Source organism: Spirochaetota bacterium (assembly GCA_040756435.1).
In the GTDB taxonomy this organism is placed as follows: Bacteria; Spirochaetota; UBA4802; order UBA4802; family UB4802; genus UBA4802.
On record JBFLZD010000078.1, the window covers coordinates 1 to 12,721 of the forward strand.

Here is a 12,721-nt window from a genome sequence, read left to right on the forward strand (position 1 = left end):
CAAATTACATTTTGAGCATTTTCTTTATTTTTTATGATAGATAATATAAACCCGTTACATTAAATTCCTTTTGAAATGAAATAAAAGTATGTTAATAAAGACGATACGGGAGATAGTATGTATATAGGCGTTTAGCCACATCAAAATATTTTTATGACATATGTTGAGATAGTTACTTATTTGTGAAGGCTATTGTGTGGCAAGTTTTACCAATTCTGGCGGTGGCCCCCAGTAAAATTGACAACACGGAATGCCTTCTTCTAAATAAAATGAAAATGTGTAACCACTAAAGCGATAGTTATCGGTATTTTCATCACTGTCTAACGCAGCAAGATAATCATATAGATAATTCTCCACACAATAGGCTATAATCTTAGCCAGTGACATCTTACAGACTTTGCGCACATCCATCACAAACTCATACTCATTTTCATACAAATACAGATGTATGCGTTTCCAGGCTTGATATCGCTTCCTATACTGTAATCGTTTATAGCTTTTAACAGGGATCTTTTTATACGAAAACACATAGTTTATGAAATTGATAACAAACGTATGAAGCGATAGTTTACGGATAGTGGCATTTTCTTGTAATAGTTCTAAGTGTTCATAGGCAATGCAGGTGGTTGTTTCTATATTCATATGTTTCCTCCAAAGTATATATATTATCCACCAATACTACTATAGGAACAATTTTCAACTATAAATTGAATATGGTAAAAAATAAAAAATGATTACAGTATATGTAAAAGCAAATAGATAGGCAAAGTATTTCAAAGAGAATAGTTACAATCAAATAGAGCTATACTGAGAACTATCGCCATACAATATAGACCACCTATGCTAACACTGTCATGGACTTATAGTCTATCGAGTGATAGAATGATACCATTACTTTAATCATCAACATTACATTTCCTGTTATAATTCATACGCTCTTGCAAATATTATATTGACATATTGTATGATAACTCTCTATAGTTAACATAAAAAAATAATGGAGGATATATGGCACAGGATATCTACAAAGAATTATCCAAACGGCTTATGTTTGAAAATTCAAAGCTTTTGCAACAGATCTGGCAGTGTGTGGCAAACGAAACGGAAGCTCAGATTATTGCATACCTGCCTGCCAATGCTATACAGGTTGCAGAAAAGTTTAATCTTACTACACAACAAGCTTTTGATATCCTTGAAGAATTATTTAAACGAGGTGCTGCATTTAAAAAGTCAAAACCTGAAGGCGCTGAATACCGCCCCCCCAAGCATATTGTCCAGTTTCATGATGCAACACTGCTATGGAAAGATGCCCCTGCTGATTTTAAAAAACTATGGGTGGAATTTATGGATACTGAATATCCGCCACTTCTTGAGGTTGTAACAAAAGCTGGTATTCCCTCATTTATGCGCGTTATTCCTATTAACAAAACCATACAACCCAGAAGTGAAGTCCTTGTGTATGAAGATGCCTATAAAATTATTGAACAAGCCAAAGAGCTTGCAGTTGTGGATTGCGTTTGTCGCCTTTCTCATGGGAACTGTAATAAACCACTCAATGTATGTATTCAGATCAATAACGGCGCAATCTACACCCTGGAGCGTGGTACAGGTAGAGCAATCACCAAAGAGGAAGCTTATGAAATACTCAAAATCTCTGAGGAAGCAGGCCTGGTTCATATGACCGAGAACAAGGGCGTTGGCAATGCCATATGTAACTGTTGCTCATGTTGCTGTGAAATGCTACGTTTTGCAGGTAACAGAGCAACTCATGGTGTAGTTTCCAAAAGCAGATTTACAGCAACTATAGATGAAAATAACTGCAATAGTTGTGCACTGTGTATATCAGTGTGCCCTGTACATGCAATAGAGGTGAATGAAGTAGCAACAATTGATGCTGAGATGTGCATAGGTTGCGGATTGTGCGCAACACATTGCCCTGCAAATGCAATTGCACTTAAAGAGATGCGACCAAAGGAACATATACCTATGTAATTTTTGATGGGGCTTTTCTCTTATAATGCTTATATTTTATAGACACTGATTGCTTTTAATTGCTATCAGGTTTTGTCCAATCAATACGTTCCTGAATACTTGCAGCTAATTCTTCTATACCTTTGTCATCATGATATAGCAGCCCGGCCTCTTTTACTATAACATTACCAGTTTTATCTTTCTGAAACCATAACCCTTTATGGTGTGCTGCTGTGACATCTTCTCCTTTTTCCATGCTACTTCCTCTTAAATTAATGCTTCCATTACACACACAGAAGTATGATTTGTCAGCGGAACTGGCAACAACACAAAATGATGTCCCTCGTATACTTGCAACAACAGTGGGAGTTTTTACTAAATATTTAAAATATTTCTTGCATTTACAATGATGACCTATCAAATTTAGAATCACTATTTGCATAACAAATTGCAATTCTCAATTTTACCATTCAGGATTCAAATGGTAATTGCGGGTTATATTTAACTTTCACAATTACAGGCGGAGGAAACAAGAGTAATAATGAAATTATATTTACAGAGGAGGAAAGTATGAATCTAAACCATCCTGAAGCAACACAACAAGCACTTAGTATTTTACGCAGTGGCAACCCTTTTCAATGGTATGTCATCACACTGTTAGCGTTTGTAGTGTATATCTATTTTAACGAAATCCAGAATAAAAACTGGAATGGTATTGCAGCAGGGCTTTCGCTGTACATGGTACACTGGTTTGTAGAGATCATTAATGCACTCATTCAGCATTTTACCGGGCATGCATTGTGGACTGTCCCTACCGGCACAGCATTTCTTATCCTTATTGGAGTTGGTGTGGAATTAAGCTTAATGTTTTCAGTATCCGGTTTAATCTTCAGCAAGATTTTACCACAAGACCCAAAAGCAAAGATTCTAGGTGTCAACAATCGTTTATTTATAGCTATCGCCAATGCTGCCTTTTATTCAATCTTTGAGATATTTTTAGTAAAAACTCCATGCTTTGTGTGGGTATATCCATGGTGGGGCGCACTCCCGGTATTTATAACCGTATATATACCATTCTGGGTGGTATCGCTGTATTGCTATGACTGGCAGCCAAAAGTACAAAAAGCTGTAATTGGAAGCCTTTTTGTCGCGAACGCCACAATGCTGGTTGTATTTGCTGGAATCTTACAATGGATTTAATTATATAAATCCCCTGGGATTTTTCATAGTTACTTTCTCCCAGTTTTCAAGCTTTTGTCGTAGTTTGTGGGCTATATCAGGATAGGTGTCTAACACATTGTATGCTTCACCAGGGTCTTTTTCCAGATTATAGAGCAATGGCCAGCGGTGTCCCAATGCATCTTTCCCCAATTTGTCAATAAGGGGTGTGGAATCAAGAGGATTAGGCCATACATACCGGTCAATCTTTGAATAGTACTTCCATTTCCCTGAACGAATACCAACGAGCAGATCATAGTGATAAAAATATAAATCCTCATGCACAGGTTTATCGTTTCCTTTGAAAAGCCCCAGTATATTTTTTCCATCAATGATGCGATCTTCCGGCAATCCAACTCCTGCAAGCTCAAGTAACGTTGGGAAAAGATCAATATTCATGGCAGGCACATGGGTAACTTTGCCCTGTGGTATCACTCCAGGCCACTTCACAATAAAAGGTACCTTAAATCCACCTTCATTACTATTTCCTTTTCTACCCCGTAAATTTGATGTACTTCCTTCATACCACGGACCATTATCACTGGTAAAAATAACCATAGTCCTGTTATCCATGCCTTTTTCTTTCAAAAGCTTCAGTATCTGTCCAACACTCCAATCAATCTCCTCAACGGCATCCCCATACTTACCAGCTAGTGACTTTTTATCAAATTTTTCTGAAGCCCACAAAGGCTGATGCGGAAACGTGTGGGCAAAATATAAAAAGAATGGATTATTGCCGCACGATTCAATAAACTGCAAAGCTTCTTTTGTATATGTCCCGGTCAAAAATGACTGGTCTTCTCCATGAATATTATCTATAACTTTTGTTTCATTTCGGTACACTGGGCATGGCCGCATGTCATTGCTATGCGGCACACCATAATAAAAATCAAAACCATGGCGCAGCGGATTAAATTCAGGCTGGGTTGAATAGTCGCCCAGATGCCATTTGCCAACCATACCGGTTTTGTATCCAGCAAGTTTTAAAGCTTCGGCGATAGTTACTTCTTCAAAAGCCAATCCCCTGGCAACAACATCATCCCGCAAATCCATCATGCCTAATCCCCGCAACATCATCCCTACATTGCGCGTCAACTTTCGTCCTAACGGTTCTTTCTTTGGAAAAGGATTGCCAATAATACCCGTCCTGAAAGGATAGCGCCCTGTTAATAACCCCGAACGCGAAGGTGCACACACGGCAGCACAGGCATAGAAGTCAGTAAACCTGTTTCCCTCTTTTGCCAGCATATCGATATTGGGTGTACGGATAACAGTATTGCCATAACAGCCAATATCACCATACCCCAGATCGTCACAATAAATGATAATAACATTGGGTTTGGGTGCCCTGGGATTTACAACAGTCAATTTTTTTAATTTTTCTAAAGGTGGATAATTACCATATACATCAGCAATATCAGGTGTTTTCAGCAATGTATAGGTACAGGTGCCAATCAACGTACCAGCACCAACAGCAACTCCAGTAGCAATTGATTTTTTTAATAAATCACGGCGGGTAATCTTCCCCTCCATTGGAACCCCCTAAAGTAAAAATTTTAAAAATGTTGCAGTATACTTGTAATCAAAGCTTGATTTGCCATAAATGGTATATTTTATAAGTTAAATGTACAAGTACTTTTTCATTTCCCATTAATAATTCTTAAAAAAGTAAAGAAACTCTTCACTCATAGTCCCCATTTGGCTACTCAGTAAGAACTTTATATATAAAAAAATAATAAAGGGAAGATTCCTGGTTGCATATAAATAAAAAATTCTAAAATCTTGTTGACAAATTTTTAATTTTGTTATAATACCGGCTTGTCAGTATTATATAAAAGAAATTTGGAGGTAGCCATGAGTTTCAAAATGAAAGTTCTTCTGGCCGGTTTTATGTTTATGTTCATTCATGCACTTTCACTTTTTGCAAATGAGCTTTTTCAGGAAGACGGCATTTTCCCCAATCACAGCGCCGAATATGTCCGTACATTGAATCGCAATGCATCAACAGAGGCTGATGCTACGTTCTATAATCCAGCCGGGCTTACATACCTGCCAAAAGGTTTATACGTCATGTTTAGCAATCAAACATTGCATAAAAAGCGTACCCATGTTATGGATTACTATGCTATTGAAGCAGATTTTACTCTTAATATTGGAAATATTGACAACCCTGTTCAACCAACAACTAATTCATCAGCATATACTAACCGGCCTACAGGGTCACTTGAAAGCGATAATAATTATTTTACTGATATCACTGCTCCTGCAATGCCTGATCTTAACGTTGTATACAGAGATCAATTCAAAGGGCATGAGTATGCCATTTTTTTCAACCTTGGTGTGATGCAGGCAGCACCTGATGTAACATTCCCACGCGGGCTTGCCATCATTGATTATGGGAATCTTGCTGTGGGAGAAGTATCAGCTAAACTTGTAGCTTTTCCCGGAACAGCATTGGAAACCTCACAGGGACCTGTTACACAATATACCTATGAATCAAATATTGCTGTACGAACTGAATATTTTATTGGTAATACGATTGGGGTTTCATATAAAATCATTGATATGCTTTCTGCTTCATTGGGTTTCAGGTTTATCTATGGTATGGGTAGGCAAACCATAAATGTAAAAAATGCAACCATTTTACATGAAAACCAGACAGACCCCCTTAATCTTCTACCAGAAGAAAACCTATTTATAAATAATAGTGACTGGAATATAGATACACAATATTCAGGCTTTGGCTATGGCATAATTACTGGACTTCATTGTCAGCCAATTCAAAAACTTGATATTGGGTTGCGGTATGAATACTATTTTCCCATGATATTAACTAAAAAAACCAATAAATTTCAAGTGCCGGCAATTATAGAAGAAACCGGAATGCTCAATATCTTCAAAGATGGTAAAGCAAACCCTGATTTTAATGGAGGAGCAGGATATTCTGCGGGTAATGGTGAAAAGGAGTTTAAAGGTACGTACCCACAATCGATTTCTCTTGGCATGGCATATAGTATTTTCAAATGGTTGAAAGTAATGTCATCAGGAGATATCTATTTACGTCATCAGGTTGACCTTGATGGAAGAGAGAAGGATTTTGGTATTGCTTATCGCGCAGGTGGAGCACTTGAATTTTTACCAAATGCGGATATCAAATTAAGTACAGGATATAGCTATTACAATCCTGGAATAAAAAATGAAAAAAGAAATGAAATTGATCCTTTATTAATAAGCCATACTATTGGTGCTGGTGCAGGATTAAAAGTTAATGAAGGACTTGAGGTTACCATTGGTGCGTTCTACACAATTTATCAAAGCACAACTGTATATGAGGTAATCCACACAACATCGGTTTTAAATAATGTCCTTGGAATAATAAATGGAACAGCTGAAGCAACCCATTATGTAAAAAAAGAACTGGCAGAATAAACTTTTGTCATAGCATTTGGTCTGACATATCGCTATGACTTTAAAGCATCACACAAAGAGGAAAAAGCACCTGAACTTAATCTAAAAAAAAGTTAAGGCTGGTTTGATACCAGCCTAACAATAAAACCCTATGCAACAGCAAGGCACTCTGGATGCGATGTGCAATGTTCCATTATATTTCTTGCCTTTATATAATTTTCCTCAGCCTGATGCCAGTTTACTATATTCCAGAAAGCCTTCACATAGTCTGCTCTACGGTTTTGATACGTTAGGTAATATGCATGTTCCCACACATCAAGACCAAGCACAGGCAGTAACCCTTCCATAATGGGACTGTCCTGATTTGCTGTAGAATGCACTACTAGTTTGACAGTAGCATCAACACTAAGCCATGCCCATCCTGAACCAAAACGGTTTACTGCAGCATTACTAAATTCATCAATAAATGTTTCAACAGCACCAAATTGCTTCTTAATTGCATCGTGTAATTGTCCTTCGGGCAGTTGGCCCCTGCCCCCTAAAATCTTCCAGAAGAGTGAATGGTTGTAGTGCCCACCCCCATTGTTACGAACAATTGTTCTAATTTCCTCAGGCACTGAAGACAAATTTGCCAGCAAATGTTCAAGCGTAAACTCAAACAAATGAGGATACTTATCTAATGCACCATTGAGCTTGTCAATATATGCCGCATGGTGTTTGGTGTGGTGAATTTCCATTGTTTTTGCGTCAATGTATGGTTCAAGCGCATTGTATTCATACGGTAGTTGTGGCAATGTATATCGTTTCATGATTTGTTTCCTCCTTTTCAGGTTATCAAGTAATAACTAAATTACTGTAATATACAAAAATAAAGCTCCATCGTCAATGGACGCATAAATTTTTGTGCGATAGTAACTGTATAAGTGTCCTTTTTCATAAAATATCTTTACTTTTGACAATAAATGGATATTCATGAACTATCGCACAAAAAAACTTTTTACCATGTAGGGAGAGACATATGAACCCCAATCATAAAGAATTGACTATACCTTCCTGAAGAGTTACACTTTTGCAATCAAAGATGTTATTGGAAAAACAAAGGGTATAATCATTATTGTGCATGTATTGTGTGAACACTACGGCAGATATAATTATTATGTTGTTAGCAAATTGAATGAAGCTGGATATAAAGATATCATTCAATGGCTTGATTCGTTTGCGTAGCTTTTTTGCTTTTCTTGCCAGTTGGAATAACAATATATCTTTGCTTCATAAGTGCACTGAAAATAAGTAACACAATCCCCAAAAACAGAAGAATAATACCCCATTGAAAAGTAATTGATTGCTGCACAGAATTGAGAAACGATATAAGTACATCCTTATAGGGGTTGCTATACAGTCTTTCTTCGATTGCACTATGGAGCTTCTGTATTCTGGAATACACATTATACAGTGAAACAATAATAACACACAAAGAGCCACATGCAGATACGATGACCCATCGATATAATCCAATTAGTGCTAATAGTATAGCAAGCACACCACACACAATTATTGCCTCATCATAGTATTTACCTACACGAGAGTAAGTAATAGTGCCAATGAAAGGAGCTTTTATAAAAGGAGAAAATACACCGGCAATCAATATCATTCCACCTACAATGGCGATAATTAATTGCCACTGAATAATTGGATTATTATTTATGTCAAAGAAATTGTTTAAAATGGTTGTACGTAAATCTTTTATTTTACTTTTCATGGAGAATAAATTACGTAAAATTATTTCGTTTCAGGATTCTTATGTTTACTATGTATGTAAAGATAGTCAACAAATTTTATTGTACATTGCCCAAAATTATAGTTACTTATACTATACTGTTGACAGCGGAGATATTTTTGTAAAAAATCATACTATGCTTCTATTCTTCACTAAATACCAACAAATTATGATTGAAATTTTTATGTCATACTTATAGAATATTCTACAAATACTTTGGAGGGTACATATGAATATCGAAACTACCACCTGCATTGCCTATGAACACTTAGAGCTTTTTCAATCTTATGCTGCAATCCATAAATTACCTCTTCATACCTTCATTATAAATTTCATAAACTATGTACTGTCGTATAAACGGATCCCGGTGAAAAGCTATAAACGATTACAGTATAGGAAGCGATATCAAGCCTGGAAACGCGTACATCTGTATTTGTATGAGAATGAATATGAGTTTGTGATGGATGTACGGAAAGTTTGTAAGATGTCACTGGCAAAGGTTATAGCCTATTGTGTTGAAAATTATCTGTATGATTTTCTTGCTGCGTTAGACAGTGAAGATAATACCGATAACTATCGCTTTAGTGGCTACACATTTTCATTTTATCTTGAAGAAGGCATCCCGTGTTGTCAATTTTACTGGGGACCACCCCCAGAATTGATGAAACTGGCATAACTTATTACATTTTTTTAACAATATATTGCATCAAGATTGCCCAGAAAATTGACAATACAACCTACATCATTGCATTCTCTATAAAAAAGAGGTACACTATGATAAAATATATTATAAATCATTCCAAAACGATTATAAAAGCTGCTATTATAACAATATTGATTTTTGTTGTAAATTATTCTCAAGCTGATGATAAGAACGAAATTACTATATCCAATCAGAAATTTAAAATTACTAAAATAATAGCCCCTGAATTTAAGATTCATACTACCTATGAAATACAAACAATATTCGAAACAAAATTAAAGATTATCAACAACAATACGATATATGATTATCAAGAAGAAGAAATTAAGGCTACGTATGAGCTTGCTATTGTGAATAGCACAAGTGATTCAATTATAGCATCTTTTAAACTTTGCGATTTATTTTATTTCTATTCCACTCCTCAGATAACATATGATTTTGATATGTTAAGTAATGATACAATTAATTCAGCTATAAAGAGGATACCTGATGCATTCCAGTATCTTAAAGGGTATGTTATATTATATAACACACCTATCGCTGTCGTTATAAATTTTAAAGAAAAAACTATCACTATACAGGATGAAACAAAATATTTCAATTTATTCTCTAAAACATTTAATTACTCACAACAACAAAGCGATGCTAATAAAAATAATATATCTCTGTTTCTTAATGAATTTATACAGACACTCTTAGGATCAATAATACAGGAATCAAACATCAATGTCGAAGTACTTGGGAATCCACATTGGGAGCACTATTTTTCAAGGAAATTTCTTTCATATCCCGTGGAATTTAAAAGCATTAATTCTTATACTGGTATATCAATTGAAACTGATAAAATAGAAAATACCATTCAATCTCTTAAAGATAAATACACTATAGCAATTGCACAAATTCCATGTACTTTTTCAAGGATAACTGGTAAAGGTTCTATGAGTTATAATTATAAACAAAAATATTTTAAACATTCACGTATTGAAATGGAATCAACAGGAACAATAATGCAAAACAATATTCAGTATCAGGTTAAGGCATCACAGACAAATGTTTGCAACATAAAAATAAAAAATCAGTAATATGTAACCATAACTTTAAAAAACGTAATTTATTTTTTAATGAAATTGCACCAAAAACTTTATGCACTAATATGTTTACATATATACACTCCCATATACTGTGATTTATTATTGTTTATGATAATATTTTTAAAGAAGAGCAAAACTCATTCAAAAAATACTTTTTTTCTTGCAAGAAAATGTATATGCGGTCATCATCAAGTCATTATTGTATTAATATATTCTTAAAATAATAATTATGTCAGACTGTGATATCAACAAACCAAAAAAAGATTTGCGTCTTACTGAATCTGTACGCGGTTCAGGATGAGCAGCAAAGATAGGTCCGGCGGACCTGGCTAACGTTATGAAAAAGCTGCCCATTGAATACAACAGCAATGTGTTGGTGGGCATGCAAACCAGCGATGATGCTGGTGTGTACAGAATCAGTGATGATTTAGCTCTTGTGCAGACTGTCGATTTTATTACACCGATAGTAGATGACCCTTTTGTCTTTGGGCAGATTGCTGCCACCAACAGCATTTCGGATATATATGCTATGGGCGGCAAACCTATTACTGCTATGAATATTGTGTGCTTCCCTGTGAATACATTTGCTATGGATGTACTGGAAAATATTTTACTGGGTGGTTTAGAGGTAATGAAAAAAACAGGAGTGCAACTCATTGGCGGGCACAGTATTGACGATGTTGAGCTTAAATATGGTCTTTCAGTTACTGGAATAATCCATCCTGAAAAAATTTACACTAATGTTGGAATACAACCTGATGATGTAATCATCTTAACCAAACCCATTGGCACCGGAACTATTAATACTGCTATTAAAGCTGGCATTGCTGCTAATGAGCATACTGACAGAGCCATACAATCAATGCTTACAGTAAACGATTGCCTGACAGGCTACCCATATAGTGAGCACATTCATGCGGTTACTGATGTCACTGGCTTTGGGCTTATTGGTCATCTATCTGAGATGCTGGGAAGTTCCATTGCTATTCATGTTAATGCTAATGCTGTGCCGCTTATACCTGGTGCCACTGACTATGCTGCTATGGGACTTTTACCTGCCGGATTATATCGCAACAAGGATTTTGTAGGTTCACGCTGTACGGTAGCTTCCGGTGTTAAACGTGATATTGCTGACCTTTTGTTTGACCCACAAACATCCGGTGGGCTACTCATTGCAACATCGAAAAATTTTGCTAAACAAGTAATTGAATATATTGCACCAAAAGTGTTATGTACAGCAATTATTGCAACCTGTTCGCAATCACAGGAAGGTCATATATATATTGAGTAATATTATCGGAAACTATCGCCCATGAAATATTCAGATGACAAACGGCAGAAACTTCTTTCTAAAATATACTGGGATTATGATTTGAATATAGCGCAGTTAATTGATAGCATTGATACTGACACTATTCCATTAAATAAAAAAAAATACATATTTATTCGTTGTTTACAAAAACTACCATGGCACCATGTTGTCGGTATCTGGGGGTTTGATTCTGCAAAATCACTTTTAACTGATGATGTTATTAATCATATATGGCCAAAAGAAAGGAGAGAACGATTTGCAACACTTCAAAAGCTACTACGAGGAGAACCTCTACCCACTGCAAGATGGGATTCTAACCTGCGTGAAAAACTTAAATCTACCGTTTTATCTTACCGGTGGTACCGCTTTAAGTAGAGGATATTTTAATCATCGATACTCTGATGATATTGATCTTTTTACAAATAACAATCCTGACTTTAGAATCCATGCAGAATCAATAATACAAACACTTAAAAGCAATGGATATAGTATTGATACTTCGTCAACAATTGTATCCCAGGATTACATCTCATTTTCAATCTCTCATAAAAACTTTAATCAAGTGACATTGAAGATTGATCTAATAAACGATATTGCACCACATTTTGGTACCATTTTACCAACACCTGTATATTATAAAACTGATGATTGGTATAATATACTTATAAATAAAATCACTGCTTTATATAGATTGGAAATAAAGGATTTTGTTGATGTTTGGATTATTGCAAAACATAAATCGTTTAACTGGGATGATGTGATTAGCAAAGCACGTGAAAAGGAAATAGGATTAGATCCAGTGATATGTGCTGAACTGATGAATACAATACCCCATGAATTGTTTAATAGTATTAAATGGATTACATACTATTCATACGAAGAATTTACAAATAATATGGTAACTATTGCCTTTGATATTTTAAATGGTACAGACAACTCACTTTGCAAATAAAAAATCCTTTACAATTATTGCATATCATTTGCTATAATAAACTAAAAGGTGTTAAAAGGAAGCGGATGAGATCTGGTGGTCTCTGCGGTCTTCAAAACCGTTGGCTGCCTTAAAAGGCAGTGGCAGGTTCGATTCCTGCCCCTTCCGCATTATTGTAAAGGGATAGCGCAATGTACGAACAGATACCGCAGGTACAAAAGCTTCTTGAAGAGGATCAGATTAAACAATTTATTGGAGAGATTGGCCATCCGTTTGTTGTTGCGGTTATCCGTGAAACGCTGGAAGAACA

The 12,721-nt window shown here is 35.6% G+C and carries 14 protein-coding genes and 1 tRNA gene; 10 read left to right on the forward strand and 5 right to left on the reverse strand.

The window, feature by feature from the left end:
- Positions 1-189: 189 nt before the first annotated feature.
- Positions 190-642 (reverse strand): hypothetical protein, encoded by a 453-nt coding sequence (locus AB1444_15155; protein MEW6527993.1) that lies wholly within the window; start codon positions 640-642, stop codon positions 190-192.
- 366 nt (positions 643-1,008) lie between these two features.
- Between AB1444_15155 and AB1444_15160 the strand changes: the two genes are divergently transcribed.
- Entirely contained in the window at positions 1,009-1,992 is a 984-nt protein-coding gene (locus tag AB1444_15160; protein MEW6527994.1) for a 4Fe-4S binding protein, read from the forward strand.
- 55 nt (positions 1,993-2,047) lie between these two features.
- Here AB1444_15160 and AB1444_15165 read toward each other — a convergent pair whose 3' ends face one another.
- A complete protein-coding gene (locus AB1444_15165) occupies positions 2,048-2,227 on the reverse strand; it encodes a hypothetical protein (GenBank protein MEW6527995.1) in 180 nt (59 codons plus the stop codon).
- Positions 2,228-2,541: 314 nt separating this feature from the next.
- Between AB1444_15165 and AB1444_15170 the strand changes: the two genes are divergently transcribed.
- Entirely contained in the window at positions 2,542-3,171 is a 630-nt protein-coding gene (locus AB1444_15170; GenBank protein ID MEW6527996.1) for a hypothetical protein, read from the forward strand.
- On the opposite strand, the gene AB1444_15175 is transcribed toward AB1444_15170, so the two are convergent.
- On the reverse strand, positions 3,172-4,722 hold the full coding sequence (locus AB1444_15175; GenBank protein ID MEW6527997.1) for a sulfatase: 1,551 nt from the start codon (positions 4,720-4,722) through the stop codon (positions 3,172-3,174). It abuts the gene before it with no gap.
- Between the two features lie 321 nt (positions 4,723-5,043).
- Between AB1444_15175 and AB1444_15180 the strand changes: the two genes are divergently transcribed.
- Positions 5,044-6,618, forward strand: coding sequence for a hypothetical protein (locus AB1444_15180; GenBank protein MEW6527998.1), 1,575 nt, complete (start codon positions 5,044-5,046; stop codon positions 6,616-6,618).
- A 128-nt stretch (positions 6,619-6,746) separates the two neighbouring features.
- On the opposite strand, the gene AB1444_15185 is transcribed toward AB1444_15180, so the two are convergent.
- Both AB1444_15185 and AB1444_15190 read right to left on the reverse strand, forming a co-directional pair.
- Positions 6,747-7,406 (reverse strand): superoxide dismutase, encoded by a 660-nt coding sequence (locus AB1444_15185; GenBank protein MEW6527999.1) that lies wholly within the window; start codon positions 7,404-7,406, stop codon positions 6,747-6,749.
- Positions 7,407-7,792: 386 nt separating this feature from the next.
- A complete protein-coding gene (locus tag AB1444_15190) occupies positions 7,793-8,356 on the reverse strand; it encodes a hypothetical protein (protein MEW6528000.1) in 564 nt (187 codons plus the stop codon).
- Between the two features lie 247 nt (positions 8,357-8,603).
- On the opposite strand from AB1444_15190, the gene AB1444_15195 reads away from it, so the two are divergent.
- The 7 genes from AB1444_15195 to AB1444_15225 all read left to right on the forward strand — a co-directional run.
- Positions 8,604-9,050: a hypothetical protein gene (locus AB1444_15195; protein ID MEW6528001.1), complete on the forward strand. Its 447-nt coding sequence runs from the start codon at positions 8,604-8,606 to the stop codon at positions 9,048-9,050.
- A gap of 98 nt (positions 9,051-9,148) precedes the next feature.
- Positions 9,149-10,159, forward strand: coding sequence for a hypothetical protein (locus tag AB1444_15200; protein MEW6528002.1), 1,011 nt, complete (start codon positions 9,149-9,151; stop codon positions 10,157-10,159).
- A gap of 319 nt (positions 10,160-10,478) precedes the next feature.
- Entirely contained in the window at positions 10,479-11,459 is a 981-nt protein-coding gene (gene selD / locus AB1444_15205) for a selenide, water dikinase SelD (GenBank protein ID MEW6528003.1), read from the forward strand.
- Positions 11,460-11,480: 21 nt separating this feature from the next.
- Positions 11,481-11,855 carry a hypothetical protein gene (locus tag AB1444_15210; protein ID MEW6528004.1) on the forward strand — a complete coding sequence of 125 codons (375 nt, stop codon included), beginning with the start codon at positions 11,481-11,483 and terminating at the stop codon, positions 11,853-11,855.
- Positions 11,803-12,432, forward strand: a complete 630-nt coding sequence (locus tag AB1444_15215; GenBank protein MEW6528005.1) for a nucleotidyl transferase AbiEii/AbiGii toxin family protein — start codon at positions 11,803-11,805, stop codon at positions 12,430-12,432. The genes AB1444_15210 and AB1444_15215 overlap by 53 nt, the downstream gene beginning before the upstream one ends.
- Positions 12,433-12,489: 57 nt before the next feature.
- Positions 12,490-12,581, forward strand: a tRNA-Sec gene (locus tag AB1444_15220).
- 21 nt (positions 12,582-12,602) lie between these two features.
- A partial coding sequence (locus AB1444_15225; protein MEW6528006.1) for a hypothetical protein occupies positions 12,603-12,721 on the forward strand: 119 nt, incomplete at its 3' end.